18 protein-coding genes are annotated in these 24081 nt (G+C 44.2%); 11 read left to right on the plus strand and 7 right to left on the minus strand.

Features of this window, described 5'->3' with window-relative positions; genetic code table 11:
* Positions 1-171 precede the first annotated feature (171 nt).
* The 8 genes from GJS45_RS04040 to GJS45_RS04075 all read left to right on the plus strand — a co-directional run bounded on the left by GJS45_RS04040 (position 172) and on the right by GJS45_RS04075 (position 10957).
* Positions 172-456, plus strand: a complete 285-nt coding sequence (locus tag GJS45_RS04040; RefSeq protein ID WP_162340181.1) for a DUF3864 domain-containing protein — start codon at positions 172-174, stop codon at positions 454-456.
* 81 nt (positions 457-537) lie between these two features.
* Positions 538-702, plus strand: coding sequence for a hypothetical protein (locus GJS45_RS04045; protein WP_162340182.1), 165 nt, complete (start codon positions 538-540; stop codon positions 700-702).
* A gap of 402 nt (positions 703-1104) precedes the next feature.
* The gene (locus GJS45_RS04050; protein ID WP_162340183.1) at positions 1105-2457 is read left to right on the plus strand and encodes a M24 family metallopeptidase; all 1353 of its coding nucleotides are present in this window, start codon (positions 1105-1107) and stop codon (positions 2455-2457) included.
* A gap of 26 nt (positions 2458-2483) precedes the next feature.
* Positions 2484-4619, plus strand: a complete 2136-nt coding sequence (locus tag GJS45_RS04055) for a M1 family aminopeptidase (protein ID WP_235954583.1) — start codon at positions 2484-2486, stop codon at positions 4617-4619.
* A 211-nt stretch (positions 4620-4830) separates the two neighbouring features.
* On the plus strand, positions 4831-7026 hold the full coding sequence (locus GJS45_RS04060) for a M60 family metallopeptidase (RefSeq protein ID WP_162340184.1): 2196 nt from the start codon (positions 4831-4833) through the stop codon (positions 7024-7026).
* Positions 7027-7050: 24 nt separating this feature from the next.
* Positions 7051-7287 (plus strand): hypothetical protein, encoded by a 237-nt coding sequence (locus tag GJS45_RS04065; RefSeq protein WP_162340185.1) that lies wholly within the window; start codon positions 7051-7053, stop codon positions 7285-7287.
* A gap of 62 nt (positions 7288-7349) precedes the next feature.
* A complete protein-coding gene (locus tag GJS45_RS04070) occupies positions 7350-9383 on the plus strand; it encodes a carboxypeptidase M32 (protein ID WP_162340186.1) in 2034 nt (677 codons plus the stop codon).
* Between the two features lie 71 nt (positions 9384-9454).
* The gene (locus GJS45_RS04075) at positions 9455-10957 is read left to right on the plus strand and encodes a S10 family peptidase (protein ID WP_162340187.1); all 1503 of its coding nucleotides are present in this window, start codon (positions 9455-9457) and stop codon (positions 10955-10957) included.
* Positions 10958-11149: 192 nt separating this feature from the next.
* On the opposite strand, the gene GJS45_RS04080 is transcribed toward GJS45_RS04075, so the two are convergent.
* From GJS45_RS04080 to GJS45_RS04100, 5 genes are all read right to left on the minus strand, one after another.
* Complete coding sequence (locus GJS45_RS04080) at positions 11150-11347, minus strand: PIN domain-containing protein (RefSeq protein ID WP_162340188.1); 198 nt, start codon at positions 11345-11347, stop codon at positions 11150-11152.
* Positions 11338-11544, minus strand: a complete 207-nt coding sequence (locus tag GJS45_RS04085; protein ID WP_162340189.1) for a hypothetical protein — start codon at positions 11542-11544, stop codon at positions 11338-11340. Before GJS45_RS04085 ends, GJS45_RS04080 begins: the two co-directional genes overlap by 10 nt.
* 309 nt (positions 11545-11853) lie before the next feature.
* Entirely contained in the window at positions 11854-12885 is a 1032-nt protein-coding gene (locus tag GJS45_RS04090; RefSeq protein WP_162340190.1) for a sialate O-acetylesterase, read from the minus strand.
* Between the two features lie 89 nt (positions 12886-12974).
* The gene (locus GJS45_RS04095; protein ID WP_235954584.1) at positions 12975-15224 is read right to left on the minus strand and encodes a S9 family peptidase; all 2250 of its coding nucleotides are present in this window, start codon (positions 15222-15224) and stop codon (positions 12975-12977) included.
* A gap of 40 nt (positions 15225-15264) precedes the next feature.
* Entirely contained in the window at positions 15265-17007 is a 1743-nt protein-coding gene (locus tag GJS45_RS04100) for a hypothetical protein (RefSeq protein ID WP_202928028.1), read from the minus strand.
* A gap of 703 nt (positions 17008-17710) precedes the next feature.
* Between GJS45_RS04100 and GJS45_RS04105 the strand changes: the two genes are divergently transcribed.
* Positions 17711-18634, plus strand: coding sequence for a dihydrodipicolinate synthase family protein (locus GJS45_RS04105; protein WP_162340191.1), 924 nt, complete (start codon positions 17711-17713; stop codon positions 18632-18634).
* A gap of 144 nt (positions 18635-18778) precedes the next feature.
* Here GJS45_RS04105 and GJS45_RS04110 read toward each other — a convergent pair whose 3' ends face one another.
* The gene (locus GJS45_RS04110) at positions 18779-19555 is read right to left on the minus strand and encodes a LuxR C-terminal-related transcriptional regulator (protein WP_162340192.1); all 777 of its coding nucleotides are present in this window, start codon (positions 19553-19555) and stop codon (positions 18779-18781) included.
* Between the two features lie 144 nt (positions 19556-19699).
* On the opposite strand from GJS45_RS04110, the gene GJS45_RS04115 reads away from it, so the two are divergent.
* A complete protein-coding gene (locus GJS45_RS04115) occupies positions 19700-20206 on the plus strand; it encodes a hypothetical protein (protein ID WP_162340193.1) in 507 nt (168 codons plus the stop codon).
* A 484-nt stretch (positions 20207-20690) separates the two neighbouring features.
* Here the strand turns inward: GJS45_RS04115 and GJS45_RS04120 are convergent, their stop codons facing one another.
* Positions 20691-20846: a hypothetical protein gene (locus GJS45_RS04120; protein ID WP_162340194.1), complete on the minus strand. Its 156-nt coding sequence runs from the start codon at positions 20844-20846 to the stop codon at positions 20691-20693.
* 89 nt (positions 20847-20935) lie between these two features.
* Between GJS45_RS04120 and GJS45_RS04125 the strand changes: the two genes are divergently transcribed.
* Positions 20936-23878 (plus strand): glycosyl hydrolase, encoded by a 2943-nt coding sequence (locus tag GJS45_RS04125; protein WP_162340195.1) that lies wholly within the window; start codon positions 20936-20938, stop codon positions 23876-23878.
* Positions 23879-24081 lie beyond the last annotated feature (203 nt).

Genomic DNA, 24081 nt, shown 5'->3' on the forward strand with positions numbered 1-24081 from the left:
ACGCCAGCGCGAATACCCAATTCGCACTGACGTAGCTTTGTATTTTATAGACAGGTTCATAAAAGACCGCCCGATTTTGACTATTTAAACAACGAAAAACTCGATTACCGTTTCGTTCACCGTTGATCAGGCATTTGTGGATCAGAACCGGAACTGGAGATTCGCTGGTTTATGAACAAGGATTTCCGAATGGCCACGCTCAGGGACTGGATTGCCCAGACTCCTGAGAAAGTGATCGATTTTACCCGCTACGACCTGGAGGCGAAAGAACCTGCCGACGCAAAACCAGGGCAGCCAATCCGCAACTGGAGCCTGATGAATCGCCTGAACCAAAAGGGTACCCGACCGCAGGATGTGCCCATGAAAATAGAAGCACTTTATGCCGAAGAACAGGAAATGATCAAAAAGAGATATCCGGTTTTGTTTGAGGAAGGGCATCCGCTAAGTATTAAATAAACGTTCTGACTAGTCCTGAAAACTACACTAAGTCCCTACAAAAATGCCCTTAGACTTTCCGAGCAGCAGACGGTGCCCAAAATGAGTGACGGCACCCTTCCCTTTGTGGAGAAGGCAATGGAATATGCCTGGGATGACAGTCAGTTTTTGCTTCCAGCGATCGCTTTAGAACTCAAACGAGCTGCCAAAAAGGTGAAATTTCCCAGTCAAAATGCGCAACGCTCCACCTCCGAACAGCAAGCTTGAATATAAAGAGCTGACTGGTAAAATAAACTTCATTTAGAATCGAATCCCAGGTTAATAGGATTCTGAACCCATTGTTGCGTTGGAAATTTTTTTTGAGTATCACATTTAGGTCTTTATGAAAGTTACAGAAAATGCTTGAACCCAGCCTTCCCATTGCTAACATACCATATTTTTTGGCTAAGATGATTGAGGGTTAACCAGCGCAAACCCGTTAATTTTAAAGAATGATTGCAAATAGGCTCTGCGTCAAAACAACTAGTAAAATAGGTTTATATTGTTTTAATTTTCGTTTTGATCGAATAATAACAGCTAATGTACCCATGATAGGTTACCTGTCTGACGGTTTTCCAACCGTCTGGCAGGTGTGCAGGCTATATATCCAATGAAAACAATAATAATCACATGATAAAATCTGCTTTCTTTCTAACGCTGCTGCTATGCTTCACGGTAATGGAGGTAAATGCACAGCTCATCTTTGAAAAGGATGAATACGCCAACCGTAGGCAGAAACTCATGGATAGTATTCCTGATGGAATTGCCATCATCCGGGGTGCATCAGAACCTCTGGGCGATATGCCTTTCAGCCAATACAACAACATGATGTATTTTGCCGGGGTTGAAATTCCCGATGCCATTCTTATCGTGGATGGTGAAAGGCGGGAAAGTACACTATTTTTTACCATCAGTGAGCAGCATGCTGATGGTGAAAATATTCCCCTGGACCTGGTCAGGGAGCCTGTAAAAGTTACTGGAATTGAAAACTATCTTCCCTACGAAGATTTTTCTGAAACGCTAAAAGGAAGGTTAAACAGCAGTACGGTAATTTATACGCCCTTCAGTCCGGAGGAATATATAGGCGAAAATTCCATGGAAAAATACCACAAATTCAGACGTTCCGTAACCGAAAATGAATGGGATGGCAGACTTACGCGGGAAATGCAATTCGTGGAGGTTCTAAACCAGCGATTCCCTGACAATCAGGTGTTGAATTGTACGCCCTTTATCTGGGAACTGCGAAAGATAAAGTCCAAAGCTGAAATTGATGTACTTCGTAAGGCTGCCCAACTTTCCGTAGAAGCACACAAAACGGTCATAAAAAATACCAGGCCCGGTGTAGCAGAGGTAAAACTGGCTGCCCTTTTCCAGCAGGTTTGCATGTCTGGCGGGGCAAAAGGATTGGCATTCGGGACCATTATCATGTCGGATAAAAACCATGCCTACGGCCATTACATGCAATATGACCGCACATTGCAGGAAGAAGACTTTATCATCCTGGATGGTGGGGCCAATGTGGGGTACTATGCATCAGACGTTTCAACCACCTTTCCGGCAAGTGGAAAATTCTCCGAAACACAGCGGGAGATATACGAGCTGGGTCTTTTTGTAAGGGAAATATGCCAGAGCCTTTACCGCCCGGGGATTTCTCTGACAGAGATCGGTGCGGTCGTTAAAGGGGAGCTTGAAAAATTGGGATTTGACACCACCGAGCCCCGGTTCAAGTTATGGATTCGGGACGGCGGATTCAACCATAGTATTGGCATGGCCGTGCATGACCGGATGCTCGACTTCGACCGGGGAGAACCGTTGAAACCTGGTTTTGTCTTTGCCTGCGACATCATGGGAAAAGCGGACGAGGTAACCGGTATACGGATCGAAGACACCGTGGTGATCACTGAAGATGGCTTTGAAATCCTGTCAGCAGGGCTGCCACGGACTGTAGCTGAAATAGAGGCATTTATGAAAAATAATCAATAAGAAATCTAAAATAATTCAAAGAAACGATGAAGTATCTTTTTTGTTTTGTAATGCTCTTATTGGCTCATCACGGACTGTTAGCCCAACAGATGGATATTTATCAAAGGCCGGTTACCCTAGAACCGGACAGGGATTTCGATGCCTTACATTACCGCATAAAGCTGGATATCGATATGGAGAGGAAGCAATTGACGGGACAAAACACGGTAACCCTGACACCGCTCAGAAGTAATCTAAACAAGGTCAGCCTGGATGCGGTATCACTAGATGTAAGCGATGTGCTCGACAGTAAGGGATTTCCGCTTTCCTACACTCAGGGCGGAGACAAAGTTCATATTAACCTCTCCCGCACTTATTCCTACTTAGACACCCTAACTTTTACCATAAAGTACCTTCTCGCAAAGCAGGTAGAAGGCCTGAAATTTATAGATGAAACGGAAACCAATCCCATGCAGGTTTCTTCCGATTGCTGGCCCAACAAAGCCAGGCAATGGATTCCCTGTTACGACTATCCCCACGACAAAGTGACTCAGGAGATGATCGTGACGGTTGATAATAATTATAAGGTATTGTCAAACGGCAAGCTGCTGAGCATTACGGAAAATCAGGAAAATGGTAAACACACCTACCATTGGAAACAAAGCCTGCCACATTCCACCTATCTCACAAACCTTAGCATTGCAGATTATACGGTCATCGAAGATTCGCTGGATGCGCTACCGGTAAACTATTGGGTATATGAAAGACATGAGAAGGACGCAAAAAGATCCTTTGCCAAGACACCTTATATGATAGATTTTTTTACCAGGCTATATGGCTATGCCTATCCCTGGGAGAAATATGACCAGGTGGTTTCTGCACATCAGGGAGGGGGCGCCGAAGCCACATCGGCAACGCTTCTAGGAGAAGGGGCTGTAACTACCAGCGAAGAAGAAATCGACTTTTCTTTTGAAGGGATTCTCGCTCATGAAGTTGCGCATCAGTGGTGGGGAGACCTGGTTACATGCAGAAGCTGGGAACATAACTGGATCAATGAAAGTTTTGCTACCTATTCCGATTACTTGTATAAACGATTTGATTGGGGTGAGGATGAAGCAGCATTTGACCTGATGCGGAAAAAAAACGCCTACCTGCGTGAAGCGAATAACCGGTATATGCGCCCCATTGTCTTTAACCGCTATGAAAATCCGGGACAGAATTTTGACAGCCATGCTTATCCCAAGGGAGCCAATGTCTTGCACATGCTTCGGTTTGTTTTGGGTGATGATACCTTTTTCAGAGTTATCAGTCAGTTTCTGCATCAATTCGAATTTCAGGCAGTAAGCACCCAGGATTTTATGCGATGTGTGAAAGAGGTCAGTGGCCTGAACATGGATTTGTTTTTCGAACAATTCCTGTTTCATCCGGGACATGCCGTATTTGAGGTCAGCAAAAACTGGGATGAATCAACCAAGACGCTTGCGTTGGAAATAAAACAAACGCAGGATAAGTGGGAGGATGTGCCCATTTACACCATTCCCGTTAATATCGGATTTTACGATACCGATGGAAAGCGGGTTGAAAAAATAGCATTGAAAGATCGTGTCGAGAGATTTGAATTTAAATTCGATACAGCCCCTTTGATGGTCCGCTTTGATGAAGGCAACCACTTGCTCAAAGAATGGACATTTATTAAAACCGGGGAGGAGCTTTTGTTTCAGGTGGAAAAGGATGATGTACCCGGCAGATTATGGGCTATTGATCAACTTAAGGCCTTTAGCAGCTCTCCGAAAACGATTCAGAAGTGGACGGAGCTTGCCAGGGGAGATAATTTCTGGGCCGTCAGGGAAGCGGCTGTTCAGCACTTGTCTGAATTCCATGCAAGCAATAGTAAAGAAGTTTTCTTAGATGCTGTCAGCGATAGCAATTCAAAAGTAAGGGCTGCAGCTGTAAAGGCTTTGGGACAGCTAAAGGACCCTTCCATGATAGCTGATTTCAAGCGTATTTACCAAACGGATGACAGTTTCCTGGTTAGGGCGGAGGCACTTATCGCTATCGGGGAAAATGGCAATGCATCACATCTGAGATTTCTCAATGAAGCTGCAAAAGTCAGGTCGCCCCGTAATACCTTAAAAAATGCTGCTGAGAAGTCGATTGAGCTTATTCGTAATTCAAACCAATAATGGTCTGAAATTTTGTAAAAACCGGGTATGATGAAGGCTACCCACAGAGGGATGCTCCCGAAGGTCGGGAGTATTCAGTAGAGACGAGTTATGGTCCTTGAAAAGCAAATAGTAATCACATGAAATCGAGCATGTCGCAAGCGACACACGGAGGAATGATTATTCAACATGCGAGATTCCATCTGACAGCTAAAAAACAAATTATAAACAGATGAAATTTAAATTACATATCCCGGAACGATCCCTAAAGGGCATGTTACTCATTCTTCCGATTTTTTCAATCGCCATACCTACATTGGCTCAGGGACCAGCCGGCTATGTTGAATGTAAAGCGGAACACTCTTTTGAGGAGCCAACCAATGTTGCTTTTGGCAGCGATGGGAATTACAAATACCTGTTTAATCAGGTGGGGCCGATTGTTTTTTCGCGGGGACAGTTTTTTGGAGGGCCGAGTTCGGCAAAAGTGGAAAAAGCATGGTATCAAACCATCAGTGAAATGGATGTGGAGACCCCTTCTGCAAAACTCGCGGAGGCCTTTGCAAAACTTAAAAAGCATTTGGTCGGCGAGGCGTTACTTTCGGCCAGCCAGATTATGCAGCAGGACTCCATTATTCAAGCCAATATTTCAGCGATTGGCATCAAAAAGGAAATCATCGAGCAGGCTTTTGATCTGGTAAGTACCTACGAGGAGACGGCCGGACCCTTATTCGATATCCAAGGGGAAAAAATAATGTTACCTCGGGAAGTACAGCCGGGTATGGAGATTCATTATGCCCTTTTTTATATCATGGATGCCATTACCCGTAGCTACAGCGCTTCAAAGCTGGAAGAATTCCCGCAGGTATACCATGGCGCCATGTTTAAGACGGCTGCTTATTTTCCAGGAAAAGTTGATCCACCAAAGGATGCGGATAATGTTTACCGGGTTAAGGTAAAAGCATCACAGGCGCCAAACTGGGGGACGCCCATCTATTTTCACCAGGATGCCTATTCCCGCCGGCCTACAGGAGCCTACGTAGCACCAGGTACGATTGTTAAAATCAAAGTACCTCCGGCAGTTGTAAATAAGGGATATACCATCAGGGTGGGCACTCATTTTTGGGATTTAAAGTACCGGAACAGAATCGCCCGGCTCGACAGGGCAACCATCATCTATCCGGTAGTCAATGAAACCACCACGGTAGGTTCCCCCCTCGGAGGGAATATTTATTTTGAAGTACCGGAGGGAAAAGAGGATGGTATCATTGATTTGGAAATTACCGGAGCCGTACGTTCTCCCTATTTTTCGACCAGGGATTATAACAAAACAAGCCTGAAAGAATGGAAAGAAACCGAGCGCCATTACACCGGAGCATGGGCAGACTTTGAAACCGATAAATTTCTAATGCAGGTGCCCACAAGTTGGATCGATGATTTTGATGACCCGGAGACTATGCTGAAGCGGTACGATACAGCGATGGATGCCGTTGCCGATCTCTTGGGCAAGCCATTGCCGCAGGGGACCCATTTTATGTTTCGGCAGGTAGATGCGATCATGCGGGCAGGGGTTCACGCCCCGGGATATCCGGAGATCAACGTTAGGTATGACCCTACGGAAGAATCGGACGGAAAAGGAAATCATATCATGCTGCAGTCACCAGTAAAGCAGCCTTGGGTCATTTTCCATGAAATGGGCCACTCTCATGTTCCTTCCTTTTTTGTTGACGAAACGGAATCTATTGTTAACCTCTTGCATGTAGCCGTGGCAAATGACGGATTTGGTATGGAACTGGATTCGGCTTTCGGATCGTCGATAAGCAATCGGCTTGATGTAGACCTGGACATGGCTGCTATCAATTTAATGGTTACGGAACCCTTCCGAAACAATCAACCCTTAAACAGGAACCGCATGTCTTACCAGCACCGGGGGCATGCCAAATATGTGGATGTGGTCCGCTTATTTGGATGGGATGCCCTGAGAGAGATGTTTAAAAAAGTGAATGAGGATTATAACCGGGGTATTGTCATTACGAAAACCCACCACCCGACTGATGATCGGATTTTACGAATGTCCGTGGCCGCCAACGCAGACCTCCGCCCATTGCTTCATTTTTGGGGCAGGCCACCCGAAAACAATAAGGCATTGGCTGACAGCCTTGATGTGGCAGGATTATCACCTTCAAGGGAAATATTTGAGACGCTGGAGCATTATAAATCCATCCTTCCCAAAACACTAACCGAGGCCAGGGCCCATGCAAAGCTAATGTTTCCAAAAGACGGCCATCCTTCATCCGATGGTCACGACCTGGAGCGGGACATGGCCTTTATTTATACCAGTTGGAACGAAGAATTTGCAACGCAATCGATACAACAAATTGAATTAATCCAAACGCTTTATTTCCCGGAAGACTGGCTTGATGGTGAATAAATCAGAAAAGGAGATTGGAAGTTATTGCAATTTCACGAAGAGTGGGTACTCGACGGAGGTCGGGAGAAGTTAACTGAAAATAACGCAGTTGAATTGTACAACCTATCCTCGGATATCGGTGAAACAACGAACCTTGCTGCAATAGAAACTGATAAACGGGATGAGTTGCTTGATGATCTTATAAAGTGGCAAGAGGAAGTTAAAGCACCAATTTCCATGGAGGTGAATCCAGAATACGAAACAAAAGTGAAGGGGAAGTAATGGTTATCATTTTAACCTGAATAGGGATTTAAAAAGCCTTTAATCTAATTGTAAATATCAAAATGAAAAACATTTATTACTTAGTTATTATCTCCTTGGTTTTTGTCTCACATAGTAGTTTCGGACAGGAGATTTTCAAAGACAGTTTACAGAGCGATGTAAATCAGGTTACTGAGAAACTCTTAACGAAATATGGAGAAGAAAATTCAGAACGCATCGCTAGGGGTGTCAGGCACCTTTCTAATCTTTGGTTTGAAGAAAACGGTAGTGGTTCCGAATTTCAGGAGTTCTGCCTGAAGCAGTTTATTCCTTCCGGTCCACAGCTTGATCATGCATTGAACATTGCTGAACAACAATTTAGTGCCATCAATGGGTACCAACGAGAACTCTCTCTGGCACTCGATTACCCATTGGTGACAATGACGCGACCTATCACTGAGCTCGACAGGTTTTTTAGCGATTCAAAAATTACGATTGATTTTTTCAAAAGCAAACTTGCACTCGCCATCGCCCTCAATTTCCCCTATTATACCAATGAAGAAAAGGAAGAATTTGGCACAAGCTGGAGTCGAAAGAAATGGGCAATGGTCAGGTTGGGAGATAAATTTGATTTCAGGTCCGATCCGGACAAGGAGCCCGACCCCATGCCGATTCCCGATGAGCTTCGTGATTACACCACCCGCTATATTCTATCAATGGATCATGTGGTATCACCCGAACTTGAAGTTCTTTTTCCTGAAGGAACCCGATTAAACAGTCACAATGGACTAAGGGATGAAATCAAAGGGCTTTATTACAGGGATAATCCTCTGGAAAAGCAGCGGGTAATAAGTACCATCGTGATGCATATCATCTATCAAACCATACCGGAATGCATGGTAGGAGAAACGGCTTATTATTGGGAACCCATTACCAATAAGGTGTATCTGAAAGAGGGAGAAAAACTTGTCGAAACAGATTTTAAGGCTGAACCTGATAATAGGTACAAAGTTTTACATCACAACATGTTATCCAAGATGCAACAGGATGCCAAATATCCTGAAGGATCAACCTATTTGACCCGAACCTTTAAAAATGCCCAACTGAGTGAAGAAAAAATTGTCTCCTTGCTGGAAACCGTTTTAAGCGCGACAGAAAAGAAAGCCGTAGCGTCGCTGATTGAAAAAAAGATTGGGAGAAAGTTAGAACCCTTCGATATTTGGTACACCGGATTCAGCGACAATACGAATTATAAAATGGATGAACTGGATCAGCTGATCAAAGAAAAATATCCCACCCCAATGGCATTCCAGCAAGATCTACCCAACATCCTCAAAAGAGTTGGTTTTCCGGATTTTGAAGCTGAATTTTTTGGCAATCACGTGGTTGTTGATCCCATTTCCTCCGGAGGTCATGCCAATGCGCCACAAATGAAAGGCGCTAAAGCACATTTGCGTATCCGTTTTGAAAAGGATGGCCTTGATTACAAAAATTACAGGGTAGGGATGCATGAAATCGGCCATACCATTCAGCAGAATGTAGGTACTTATATGACAGATTATTATTTTCTTAAGGGCATCCCAAGTAGCCCTTATACAGAGGCCATGGCAGATCTTATTGCTTACCGAAGCTTGATTGCCTTAGGAATAAATGAGGAATACAGTGCCAGGGAAAAGCAGGACAATGCCTTGGCCGCGTTTTGGTTTGTTTGTGAAATGGGATCGGAAGCGCTTCACGAAATCAGGGTTTGGCATTGGCTGTATGATCATCCGGATGCTACGGTTGAAGAGCTCAAGGCAGCAACCATTACGATTGCGAAGGACATCTGGAACCAGTATTTTGCAGACATTTTTGGTGTAAGGGATGTCCCGATCTTAGCCATCTATAATCATTTTATTTCCGGGGCGCTCTATTTGCACAGCTATCCTATTGGAAATATTGTCGTCATGCAATTGGAAGAGCAATTCGAGGGAAAGGATTTTGCAACGGAAATGATACGTACCTGCAAAATCGGAAAGCTTACTCCGGATCTTTGGATGATGAATGCAACAGGTGAACCTTTAAGTTCCAGGCCACTATTGAGTGCCATGCGAAATGCGCTTGAAGCCTATAAATAACTTTTGTGCAAGGCTTTACGGCATCTCCGGAAAAATTGTAAAAACTTTAACCCCTAACTAAATACCTTATTATGTGTAGTAAAACGAGTAAATTTCTCCATCAAATAATCTTCCATTTACTTTTATTAATTGGTTGCGTTACTACTGTGCATGCCCAAAAGATTAAATTACCGGCCGACACGTCTCTTGTCTCTTCCAATGAAGTAACTGTTAACGGGAAAAGAATACCCTATCAAGTTACGGTAGGCACTCAGCCGGTATACGGTGAAGATGGAGAACCAGATGCAGCGCTGTTTTATACCTATTACAGGCGAAATGATGTCGATCAGGTTGAGAATCGACCCATTGCATTCTCATTCAATGGGGGGCCAGGCGCTGCATCGTTATGGATGCATTTGGGTTATTCAAGTCCGAAACGGCTGGAAATAAGTGATGAGGGATATCCCATACAACCCTATGGTGTCGTCGATAATCCCCATTCCATTATAGATGTGGCAGACATCGTTTATGTTGATCCCGTTAATACGGGTTTTTCACGCCTATTGAATGACGGCAAGCGTGAAGATTTTTTCGGGGTGTATCAAGACATTACCTACCTGGCCGACTGGATCGACAATTTCCTATCACGACAAGAACGTTGGAGATCCCCAAAGTACCTGATTGGGGAGAGTTATTCGGCAACACGCGTAGCGGGCTTATCTGCTGAACTGCAAGACAAGCATGGGATATACCTTAACGGAGTAGTTATTGTGTCCGGGACTAAAATGGAACTGCCTATCGCAAGCAATGAAGTACTACAGTTGCCTAACTACGCTGCGGTAGCCTGGTATCATAAAAAGCTACCTGAAGATTTACAGAAAAAAAGTCTTAAGGATGTTCTCTCAGAAGTTGAAGAGTATGCCATAGAGGAATATTTACCAGCAGTCGAAAGAGGCGGATTTATTGGTGAAGCTCAGAAACAAGCCGTTGCAGAAAAATTAGCCCGGTACACAGGTCTCAAAAAGGAATTTATATTGGACCACAATTTGGCAGTCCCCACGAAAGCTTTCAGAAAAGAATTACTAAGGGAGGAAGGATATTTCCTGGGTCTCTCGGATGCACGGTATAAGGGTATCGATAAAATGGATGGGGGCGATTCCTTTACCGGAACTCCACCCGAGTCAGCTGCCTGGGATAATGCCTTCACTCCTGCAATTAATACGTATCTTCGAGATGAGTTAAATTTTAAAACAGACCTGCAGTACCATGTTTCTGGTGCTGTATTTCCCTGGCCCTGGGATAGATTTACGGATGGGACCGGAGAGAAATTGCGTAATGCCATGATGCAGAACCCCCATCTTCAAGTATTATTTCAAGCCGGATATTACGATATGTTGGTCAATTATTTTAGACAAATGAATGGTATGTGGAAGCTTGATCCAAGCGGTAAAATGAAAGACCGTTTACATTTTAAGGTGTATGAAAGCGGTCATATGATGTATGTGAGGGAGGAAGATTTGGTAACGTCTACCAATGATCTCCGGGAGTTTATTCAACAATCAATCCCCCTGCAGGGTGAAGCCGCAAAGTATTGATGTAAGCTATTCATAAGTCTAATATAATGCAATCGTTTATAGATCAACGAATCGTCCTTCATTTCGTTTACAACTTCTGGTGCTGGTGTAGAATCCACAGGGGGGCAGAAAGGAGTGGCTTTAGAAGTAATCAACCCAATTTACAAATAAGGATAAATAAGCCACCTACATTTATTTTGCAATTACACCTTTCTATCCATCGCAATGAAGTATTTCCAACTCCTTTTCGGTGGCAGTTTTCCAACAGAGTAGTTCCATTTCGGTAATGGCAGAAATAGCAGGGTTGGAATCGGACAACCTGCTGTCAATGAATTCTTCAGCAGAAGGTGGAAATTGCTGCTGAAGGTAATAGATTGCTGTGTTGGTATCCCAGGGGCATTTTATTCCCATTCGCTGCGTAACTCATTTAGTTGTTGGTCAACCTCGCCGATAGGTTGTTTGGACATGGCTCCCTTGTATCGGCCCCAGTCTGTAGCATCCTTTTGACCAGCCTTTTTTTTCCTTATTCGAATCAATTTAAGCAATTCTAAATCCTGTAAAAGAAGGATGGCTTTTTCGTTGATAATATCAATAGTGATCGATTTCATTCCTCAATTATTTAGTGGCAAAAGCCTGTATGGTTTTGTAATAACCCTGAGCTACACTACATTCTCCGAAAGTTATAAAAAGGTACGATAAGAAATTTGAAATAAAGGCTTTTAACAAAAATATGGTGTCTATTTATACGAAACAAATGGTAAAGGTATTGTTTGCTAGCGCCTATTTGCTTGTCTTTTAACCAAGAAATACGATTCAAAAAAGTTTGATACAGAGAAAAAATACGCTCATTTGGGTGAAATTTGCAATTACACCTTATCTATCGCCCTTATTTTTGCATTTTCAGCCCTGATCATGAATCAGGGCTGAAGAATATCGAGCATTGATTCACCCATTGATTTCCCAATCAGAAAATAGGATTCGGCGTTTCTATTCCAGTGATAGGACTGATTGGCTGGTGAGTCTTCGACTTCACGCCAGAAATCTCTTGTCTCTACCACTTTGACATCACCCATGAATTCCGGTAAATCGGCGACAGCCAATTGGGCCTCCATCAATGATAAAGCCCTAGGATGGGTTTCCTCCCAGCCTGACATCCCTGTTGTAGCCAGGACAAAAGGAAGGTTGGATACGCCAAGATCTTTTCGAACCTCCTTAATAAAACGGATCATATTCTCCTTGTAGGCATCATTAGCGGCTTGATTGATCCGGTCATTCCATCCCTGATGCCATCCAAAGCCCATAATTTCATAGCCCTGACCTTCATAAGAAGGCACATAATCTTCCAAATGGCCCAGCACTTCATTAACTATTGAAAGCATCTGCACATAATAATATCCGGTATCTCCAGGGGTAATTGGTCGATTTTTATACCCTGACGCACCTGCAGCACCCGGAGGAAAAAAATCAACAGCAAGGCTTTTACCACCCCAGGCGGTTTTAATAATCAAGACATCTTCATCGAAATGATCTCCCACAACATGGCCAAATTGTAATTCGGGGCCGATTGTATTTTCGTTGGCACCATAGCCAACTGTCAATCCACCGGTATGAATTTTTTCCTGATGGTTAAAGTAAATAAATACATCATCCCGTACCTTCCAGTCACCTTTTTCATCTACCAGATGCTGGTATTCTCCCTTTTTATCATTTCCAATCAGGTAGTTAAGATTTCCCCGATCTCCCTTTTCAACCTCCCCATGACCTACCATATTGGATTGTCCTGCAAGAATAAATACTTTCAAAGGCGCAGGGCTTTTTGGTGTAAATCCTGTAAAAGATAGAATGGTAATTATGAATACGCTTAGACCAATTCTCAGAATATTTGCCGGATGTTTTTCCATTATTTTATAAGCGTAGCGTTTATTAATTGTATCGTTACCTGAATTCATATGCATTCAGTTTGGAACTATGTGGCGGATCAAATTCTCCAAGCAGCTTTTTTAAAAATGGTACCCTACCCAATTCTTCTGAATGAAGTTTACTGGGCCCCTGCAGGTAAATGGTTAAGCAAATACCTCACCATATAAAGCCTCAAATGCAGTGAAGTGCCTTTTCCCTCACTCAGACCATGATTTCGGTTGGGATAGGCCATATAGTCAAATGGCTTACCCAATTCGATCAGGCGATCCACCAGCCCCTCGGTAATTTCAAGGTGGGTGTTGGTTTCACCTGTTCCGTGAATGATCAAAAGATCCCCCTTTAATCCTTCTGCGAAGTTTATTGGTGCCGATTTGCGGTATCCTTCAGGATTCACCTCAGGAGTTTTCATGTATATCTCCTGAAACCATGCGTTGTAAAGGTGCGGTTGTGGCTTTGGTGCAACAGCGATTCCCACATCATATACGTCCGGTTTACGAAACATTGCATTTAGGGTATTTGACCCGCCGCCGCTCCATCCCCAGATCCCCACCCGGTTAAGGTCAACATAGGGCCTGTTTCGCCCAAGCTCCTGTAAGGCTGCTGCCTGCTCATCCGTTGACAGGGGACCCAAACTTCCGGCTACCGCCCGGCGCCATGCTGCTCCTTTTGGGGATGGGGTTCCCCGGTTGTCAAATGACACTACCACATATCCCAGATCGGCGATAACACGATGATAATCAGCCATCGCATGTCCCCAGGAATCCATTACCGTTTGCCCGTGAGGTTCGCCATAAACATACACAAAAACAGGGTATTTGGCGGTCGAATCAAAATCGGAAGGCTTGATCATCCAGGCATCCATAACCACCCCATTGCCTATATCAAGGCTTAAAAGCTCTTTTGGCTGTGGGACCAGCCATTTGACTTTTTCATGGAGCTCAATGTTAGCTTCAAGGACACGTTCCACTTTATGCTCAGGAAGACTGACAAGTTCAGTTACAGGAGGAGTATTTGCTGAAGAAAAAGTATGAAATGCCCAGTTCCCTTCAGGAGAGATCGTATAATGGTGCGTCCCCGGCTGATCTATTGGAGTTATCCTTTCCGCTTTTCCTTTTCCGTCCACAGGTGCCCGGTACAAATACTTTTGGGTCCCATTGTCCGGAGAGGCATAATAGTAAAACCACCCTTTATCCTCATCCATACCTGCCCTTCCGATGACATCATAATCTCCCGGTGTCAATAATATCTCTTTCTTTCCTTCAGCAGACACCAAATAGGCGTGTCTCCAGCCATCCTTTTCAGTCAGGATAATAAAATTGCGGGTATCAGTAATCCAATCCACTCCTCCGTTTGTTCCATAACTAGCTACTACCCAGGCCGGATTAGATTCCTCGTAAATAGTACTTATACCTCCATTATTAATGTCGGCAATCAAAAATTGTCTCTGGTCCCTGAATCGGCTTCTCTTTTCCACAAGTACCTCCTCCGAATTTCCTGCCCAGCTTACCTCTCCAAGATAATATCCTTCTTTTGGGATTGGTATTGGTAACCACCGGGTCTCTTGTCCTGATGTGTCCACAACACCCACACGCAATACAGCAATGTCTCCCCCGACCCGGGCAAATCGCTGCTCTCTTATTTCCGGGTAAGAAGGATCACCGGGAATAAGTGAAGCTCTTTTTCTCACCTCTTTCACATCGGATTGCACAAATGCGATATGCGTACCATCAGGACTCCAAACAGCCCTTCCGTTGGTAACCGTTTCGGAATTGGCATCAAACGTAAGTCGGGTAGTATTTTTACTGATCAGGTTATACACAAAAAGATCTGCTTCTTCAGCATAGAGAATTTGCGTACCATCCGGAGAAATACGGTTATTTCCTCCGGCCACAACCTTTTCATTGGCACCTGTATTCCGATCTACCATCCAATAATCGGACTCCGTGAAATCGTTGTCCTTACCGGACATTTCTACTAAAATTTTGTCACCCGCCGAAGACAAAACATAGTTTTCAATGATAAAAGGGACTGAATAGCCATACCTGTCAAAATCCTCTGGGGAAATCAGCACCGTTCGGTTTCCCCCGGGTACACCATAATTTACCAGTGCTTGTGTATCCTCTCCCGGTAGATTTTCAAGTAGAAGGTACCCCGAACCATCAGGAAGCCATTTTCCATTGAATGAATTCGTTATATAAATATTATCTTCATAAATATCCTTCAACTTCTCTTTAGTGCGCTCAGGGACTTCAACCTGACGATAGGTCTGGGATGAAATTGACTGACAGTTGGCGACATTCGAGAGAAGAGAGGCCTTTACCAGGAAAATCATTACAATTAAGAGTAATATTTTTACGTTTTTTATCATAATTTTCTCCAATTATGGGTTTCGGTCCCGAATGGACCCATTATTCCAATCCCTGTTTTGTAACTATAGGCACATATCCTACCTCCATACCCGCTGGTGGACTGACGATCAAGGCTGGGTCAACATCGGCTAACTCTCCTATCAAAGGTGGAGGCAGGTATTCCTGGTCTTTTTTCCAATGCTTGTGCAGTAGTTCCACCCTTCTTTGCATTTCTTCACGTGCTGCTTTACTCATGTCGGCATTGAGCAAGGCAGGTTGGTCGGCAAATCGATACCAGTAATAGGTAACGGTACTGCCATCTCCCAGTTTTGCCTTGAAAGGCCCAGCCGCCGGGCCTGGATTTTTCCAGCTACTATCTCCCTCTTCAGGAGTAACATAAGTAAGGGAGGGCCTGTCATCTTCAGCCCTATTAAAGCTCACATTATGGAGTCCGGTTTCAGAAGGGACCTCTTTCGGAGCCACTGCCACCCATTGCCCCATATCGTCCTCGCTGGATTTCTCCATTTTATAGTATTCAGGAAGTGTGATCAGGTTATGGCTATTTGTTTTTCTTTTTGTAATCAGGTCTCCTTCCCAGCGAACCCTTAAGGTAGTCGAATCAGTAACATTTGCGTCCATGTAGGAAGTAATATTCATTAAAGCACGTTTGTCGGTTGGAATATGTTCTCCGTAAAATTTCCAGTTTGATCTGACACCTTTGTTAAACTTTTGCAAGGTAGCGTGTTCCAGTTTTATTTTACCGCCAACAGCATCACCCCCGTCAAACCATGCTTCGACATTGTCCCATAGGGCCTCCTTTTTATAGACCATCAGGCGGTGAAGCAGTTCCGAGTTGCCATCTGGACCTGCCGGATATTGCGTCGGAGCCATACGTGCATAGGTCTGACCTTTGGAGTCAGTGGCTTCATAGGAGTGAATATGCTGGGTTTCCATTTGAAAGGGTTTATTCGGTTCTGAGGGACGTTGATCTAAAAACAGTCCACTCAGACGAGGGTCTTCCACTGATGCTTGACTCCAAAAATAAGGAGTAAAGAATGCCACGGGACCCTTAAAATTTCCGGTATTTAAAAATAAGGTCCAGCACTGATTGCCAGTGGGTACAGCTGTACCTGCGGTGGTAGATGTCGGCTCAGTAAGCGGTAAAGGCAGGTATCCACTACCAAATAGCTCACCATTGGTGCCTTGTTTGAGATTCAGGCCATCCGGAGGCCACAGTAGCCATGGACTCAGTTGAGCTACGCCGTATTTCCCTTTCGGGTCGCTCCAGTCCCTTCCTCTACCGGCCCCTGGACCGTTGGCCCATCCTGCAAAATTAAGTTGTACACCGCCCATTATAAATTTAGGCGTCGACGTTGCAAACTCGGTATCGCGCCACCAGCCAAGACCTCCTTCAATATCCGTATACAACTTTTCTACTGGCAAAGGCCCGTCATACTGCGGGTGCATCCAGGTACCAAACAAGCCTGATTGAAAACTCCTTCCTGAATATTCCCTTAATAAAGGCCAGGCCGCTGCATACATGGAATAGCCTGCATTGTATGATTCATCAACCTTTTCCCTTTGAGTAATCATGTAACCGCCAACATTTGCCTTTCGGATCTTACTTGCGTCGGATTTATCTTTATTATTCTGTGCAGTAACAGCAGTGAAAAAGAACAAGAGTATAATAGAAAGTCCCATAGCCACTGTTCTGGTATCCGCCGGATTCTTACAACTAAAATAGGATAGGCATGTCCCTTTAAGTTGATGCCCGTACAAGGTGTTTTTCTTAATTACAGTCATTTGATATCGTTTTTCTACCTGCTGGGAAAATGGATGCTATATGGAAAGCAGAAGTCCGTTATCCTATGACATTCATCAACAGAAGCAGGTAGAGGGTAATAGAAGGTTTTTGCGGGTTTATTAAATATACCGGCTCTTTTGGTTCTAACTATTTACAATAACGGTTCAGTACTGAAGAATCGACACCTGAAGCGCAGCAGAAAAGCAGAATTAATCTAAAAAAACCACTGAGTGAATATAGTAAATTCCTGCAAATTATTCGCAATAAATATGGGACGGTGTTTTTTTCTTTACTTGACTCCGATAGCAGGAAGCGAATCTATTCATCTTCAAATTAGGCTGGTGTAAAAATTGATCGGTTGGTTTATGGTAAGGTGCTTTTTGTTTCCGTAAAGAAGAATAGTATGTATTATGCCTCGTTTAAGTCTCCTCCAAGAGTGGGAGGGAACAAAAATTCAGATTCCCTGAAGGAATAAACAGGAGAAATAAGTAGCTTATTTATGAAGAGGAAATAATCACCTTTTTTAACGTGACTCGTCCTGAATTTGGTTTACGCAAAAAATGAGGAAAATGGAAAAAAGGAGTAAAACTAACTTAGGACAATGGATAACTTTGGATTATAAATAAGCAAGCTGCCTAATAGTAAAAGAAGAATTGTAGTGCCTTATTGAGAAATAATTTCACACATTAGTAAAGGGAAAACATGCATAAAACCCTGTATCCGCTTTTTGGCATCGTGACGGTTTTGAACACACCCTTCAAAGCCGGTGGAGCCATTGATTATGCTGCCCTCCGGAAAAATGTCCGGGAGGCCCTGTCGGCCGGGGTGGCTGGATTCCTCGTGCCGGCAATGGCTGCGGAAGTGTACTCCCTTTCACATCGGGAACGGATCAAACTAGTGGAAACCGTTTTGGAAGCCGTAAATCAGAAAGTTCCGGTCATTGCAGGGGCAGGGGAGGCGGACCCGGCAAAAGCAAAATCCCTCCTAAAATCCTACCTTGATCTGGGCTGCAAGCAAGTACTGTTTCAAATCCCTTATCAAACCGAGCAACAGTTTAAATCTGATTTTTTTCGGTTGGCAGAGATCGACGTGGAGATGATCATGTTGCAGGATTGGGATGCTTCTGGCTATGGATTGCCAGACGATTTAATTTGTGAGCTTTTTGACAGCGTGGAGGCATTTCGTTGCTTAAAAATCGAAACCGTTCCGGCTGGGTACAAATATTCCAGGATACTTTCGCTGACCGGAGGACGTTTGAATGTGAGCGGGGGATGGGCGGTGACCCAATTGATAGAAGGACTGGAAAGAGGAGTACATGCCTTTATGCCCACCGGTATGCATTGGATTTACACGGAAATCTACCGGCTCTGGACGATAGGGAAAACAACCGAGGCAGCGGAACTTTTTGAATACATCCTTCCCGTACTGGCGTTTTCGAACCAACACCTGGAGATTTCTATTCCCTTTTTTAAAAGGCTGCTATACCGTCAGGGAACGTACCCTTCCCCTCTTGTCCGCAATCCTGCCCTTCCTTTTGACGCTTACCATGAAAACACAGCAGACAGGTTGATCCAAAGGGTCATCGAATTGGAAAATCGGATTAAAAACGAACGGGCAGGCCCTTAAAACAGGCAATTGGTCCGCTGGTCCTGCAAACGAAGGGAGCTTTAATGGAAATGATTGTGGGCTTTACTGAGCCGAAGCTCCAATGTCGGTATAGACTGCCCAAAACTTAGGAAATTTGTTTTGGTTTAAATTTAAGGAAAAACTTCATGCAATTTTGTTCATCATAACAAAATTTATCAGTTCTCTGGTGTTTTTACATTTCGCTTTTGTTTGAATATTCCTCCTATGGGTCCGCACCGTTTCATAACTGATTTGAATGAGTTGTGAAATTTCCTTGCTTGTGTATCCTTTGATCAACCATTTTAGAATTTCTAACTCACGGGCTGAAAAAAGATTCGTTAAAGGTTTTAACCCCAGGCTTGAATTACTTAAATGGTAATGTTGGTTGGAAAATCCGTTGATGATTATAGCATGTGGAATATTCGCGGGCTGAAGGTGTGATATGTCTGTAATAATATTGGCGAATACAAACGGTATGTTGTTTTCATCAAATACAAGTGGGATATTCTGGTTTTGTATAACGATGACCTCACCGTTTTTTTTGACAGAACGCGCATAAAAAACCACAAAAACGAACGGTCTTTCTTTTATCTCAAGATCATTGACAAGCCTCATGGCTTCATGAATTACATGGATGACAAAAGGAAAATCCTCCTGGTGAATAAACGAAGAAATAAAATCCTTATTTCTAGTTACAATCTCCTCGTTAGAATATCCGATTACTTCCATACTATTTCCGGTGACCATCTCAAGTTCCCAGGTATAAGTATTTGCAATAAAAGAAAACCATTTTCCCACCGTCCAAAGTCCCGTTAGAATGGGGTTTTTTTTTATTGCCTCTTGAAAATCCTTTTTAAAGATGGTATAATTCTGTTTTCCAAAGGCTTTGACCAGGTCGATATAATCAATTTTTTTCTCCATGGTTACACATTAGATTACCACATTTGAGGTATTGCTGTACGGCAATTCCTTGCTTAAATTGTGTATAAAATACTGAAAATCAAAATAGTGAAAACAATGGGTTTATTTATAAACCCATTTGACCACCCTAAAAAAAACATTACTATGAAAAACCTCACCTTATTTATCTTTCCCTTAGTCTCCGTTCTTCTGATGGCAGTTATTTTCTCATCGGTTGGATATGAAATTGGTTTAAGTACCCCTGGCGATGAACGTTTATCTGGTCATGAGAAAATGGCAACTTATGTGGTTGGTAAAGTCAGAAACGAAAAGGCAGAAATTGTACAATCGCCCCGTTTGAAAAAAGCGCTTAAAAGCCACTTTGAAGGAAAGCGCATGTTAACAGACCTGAGAATTGCTTCCGATGCCAATGATTTTTTTCTTGTCCTAACGGCAAAAGAAAAAGACGGTAGTACGAGTGAAATTGCTTATGAACTGGTCAGAAAGGGAATTAATCTTGAAGCGACGGCCGCTGCTAGCGAAACCTGCTCAGGATGTTCTCATTGTGCTTTTGCAACCGAAGGTGGTTGTGTGTGCGTTGAAGAAGGTTCCTGTACCCACAGTACGACAAGAGATAGTTTGATGGATATATTGGAAACCGAAGGATTTTGAGCATTTCAGGAGCATGTTTTTTCAGATTTCTCCGTTCGACTGACACCTTCACCTGGAAAAAATGCCCTTTAATTGATTTTTTAGGGCTTTTTTTCTATTCCTTCATTTCCGCTCCATTGGTCCGCTCCCTTCGGCTCCGCTCAGTATCCGGGAATGGGCCGATAGCACCTGCGGCAGTCTGTCGGTGTACGTTTCCATTACTCGTTTTCTAGTTCCTTTCTACGAAGGACTTGCGTTTTCGCTCCGGATCAGATTGCTTCGCGAGGCTACCGATGACGTATTTTATAAGTATTTGGTTTTCAATATGATATAATCACTTCAAAATTATACCGTCATCCCGATTCCTGCGTTTTTTAAAATGTTAATTCTCGCAATGACGGCAAGTACGGTCACTGCGAGGGTGCGGACCTGATCCTATTCGAATTTCGTTCACCGCGCCAGCACCCGCGGCAGTCTGTCGTTGTACGTTTGCGCTACTCGTTTTTTATTTGCTTTCTACGGAGGACTCGCGTTTTCGCTCCGGACCAGATTGCTCCCTTTTCAGGCTGAGCCTGCCGAAGCCCGACCGGCTCAGGGACCAACGATGGGTTTCTTCATCCCTGCGGAAGCTGCCATCACTGTGAGGCAAAAGGGTTAACATACCATGCCTTTTGGGTAAGATCGTGGAAGATTTAACCGATGCCTGGCCTTACATTTATAATCTTTTCGTCTTAATCCATTTATATTCCCTTGGTTCGCATAGTCTCAAGCCTGTACAAATTTGATATTCCTTTCCGCAACCCGGCAGCATCCCCACTTTTGCTGGTGATATGGCTGTTCTTTTTTGCGGGCTCTGGCTGTACTTCCCGGCAAGAAAAAGAAAAACCAGAAGTCCTTCTTTCGGAAGAATCTTTTCGCAATCCGGCTACCGAATACCGTCCGCTGGCACTATGGACCTGGATGAATGGGTATGTGGATACCGTAAAGCTGGTGGATGAGTTAGAGGAAATGAAAGACAAAGGCCTACGGGGTGCCATTATCTGGGACATCGGTGCCCTAATCAATCCCGATGGGATGATTCCGGATGGTCCGGCCTTTCTCGGGCCTGAATCCTTACAATACATATCGTTAGCCCTAACTACCAGTCATTCATTGGGGCTTGACTTGGGCATTAGTTCGGCCAGCAGCTGGAATTCCGGTGGTGAATGGATCAATGAACCGAACGGCTCAAAAGAATTATTAAATACCGCTGAATGGGTTGAGGGTCCCTCCACAATAAAGCTAGAACTGAAGAATCCCAAATCTTCCAGAGGAACAGCCGAGAACTGTGAACTCCTCACGGTGATTGCGATTCCTCAAAACACGGCAAAGGTATATGATCCGGAAGATGCCATCATTCTTTCAATCCCTGAAAATGCAGGAGAGCCAATAGAATGGCAGGTACCGGAGGGACGGTGGGAAATCCGTTCATTTTTCAGCTGCAATACCCTGCAGCCTTTGGTAGTACCCAGTCCTAACTCATCAGGTTTAATCATCGATCACTTGAGTGAAAAGGCTACTGAGCGTCATTTTGAAGAATTATTCTCAAGGTTGGACCAGGTCAGTACGCCTCAGAAACAGATGGATTTCATTTTTCTGGACAGTTATGAGGTGTGGGAAATGACGGATTGGACACCGGAATTTATGCGGGAATTCGAAGATCGGTATGCCTACGATCCTCGGCCCTATCTGCCCTTCTTGCAGGGGTTTCACCATTCCGATTCCCTGGTTGAGGACCGATTTGAAGCAGACTACAGGCGATTGGTCAGTGATTTGCTGATTGAAAACCACTACGCAAAAACGGTGGAGATGGTAGAAGAACGAGGTGTTCAGATGGTCACCGAAGCGGGCCATGGTGGCAGTCCGAGGGTTGAACCGCTGAAAGCCCTTGGAAATTCCCACATACCTATGGGTGAATTCTGGAACCGTCAACGGCACTGGGTTACGAAGGAAGCCGCCAGTGCTGCCCATATTTACGGAAAGAATATCGTTGCCTCAGAATCACTAACTGGCTGGAACCATTGGCAACACGGCCCGACAGACTTTAAGCAGCTTATTGATATTGCCTTTTGTGAAGGGCTGAATCAGGTAGTTTTTCATACGTTTTCTCATAATCCGGAAATTGCCGGAAAGCCCGGATTTGTGTACCATGCTGGGGAGCATGTCAATGTCAACGCTACCTGGTGGGAAATGGCCCGGCCTTTTATGGATTATATAGCCAGGTGTTCCTATATGTTACGCCAGGGCCATTTTGTAGCCGACGTACTCTTATATTACGGAGACGACGCACCTAATTTGGTACCTCCCAGGAGGATGGACCCCAACTATACCCCTGACATGCCGGGCATTTTCCCTCCTTATTTTTATGACGAAAGTAAGTGTCCCCACTGCGGCAGGCCCAAACCGATCAACCCCGGAAATCTGCCGGGATATCAATCCGATTATATCAATGAAGATGTGATTACCAAAACCCTGGAAACCGAAAATGGACAATTGGTATTGCCGCATGGACCGGCCTATAAAATGATGGTGCTCCCGGACCGGGCGGATATATCCCTTGAAGTATTAAAAAGGCTCGATAAACTGATAGCTAATGGAGCAGTGGTGATTGGGAGAAAACCCGAAAGAAGCACCTCCTTAAAAAATTATCCAGCGAGTGATCAGGAAGTGAGGCAGATCGCTGGCAGAATTTGGGGTGATTGTGATGGTGAAAAGGTCCTTTCCCACAAGTACGGAAAGGGCACCGTTTATTGGGGGAAGTCGGTGCAGGAAGTATTGGAGGAACGTTCCATACCTCCTGATTTTCAGGTTTCCGGAACCGATAATCAGGACCTCCATATCGATTTTGTTCACCGGCAGACGGAGGATGAAGATATTTTTTTCCTGTCCAACAGCAGCGAACAACAGGAAAAAATCACCTGTATTTTCAGGGTAGATCCGGACAGCAAACCCGAATTGTGGGATGCTGAAACAGGACTAATACAGCGGCAGGTCGAATTCGCAAAAGTAGATAACGGATTGCAAATGGAGATTACTTTGGATCCGCTGGCATCCAGATTTGTGGTTTTCCGGAAGGAAACTAATGGAATAGATGATGAGGACTTGCACCACGATTTGCAGAATGGATTAAAAGCTCACCTCCACTCAGAGGAGAACTACCCGTCAATTGATCTTTCCACGCAGTGGGATATTGCTTTTGATTCCGAAATGGGCGGTCCGGATTCACTGAAATTAGACAAGCTTATTAGTTGGTCTGAATTGGAAGATGAAGGGGCCAGCTACTATTCCGGTTCCGCCATTTATACCCGGGAATTTACCATCGATGCAGATGTGCTAGCTGCTGAGGCAGAGGCTTTCGTTTCATTTGAAGACATTCAGGAAATGGCCCAGGTTTTTGTCAATGGGAATGACTGTGGGATGGTGTGGCTTCCTCCGTATGCAACCCGTATCACGCCGCATTTGAAGCAGGGAAGCAACACCATTACCGTAAAAGTAATTAATACCTGGAATAACCGGATTGTCGGGGACTTTCGGAATCCGGAAAAAACTCCGTTTACGCAAACAAACGCCAGGGGGAAATTCACGGGCAAGAGCCCATTATTGCCGTCTGGCTTGTTGGGAACAGCCGCCATCAGTTTAATTAGTAAAAAATAGGATGAAATCGACACGATTAAAATCATCATTAAACACACAGGGCAATGTTTATTTTAATCGTCAAAGATTCTCCCGATTTGGTATCGGGACAGGCTATGTGACCGCTAAAAGACAATTATAAACACATGAAATCGAGCATGATGGAGGCGACACACAGAGGGATGATTATAAAGCATGCGAGATTCCATATGGCCGCTTAAAGA

It is taken from the genome of Cyclobacterium salsum (assembly GCF_010119245.1).
Classification (GTDB): domain Bacteria; phylum Bacteroidota; class Bacteroidia; order Cytophagales; family Cyclobacteriaceae; genus Cyclobacterium; species Cyclobacterium salsum.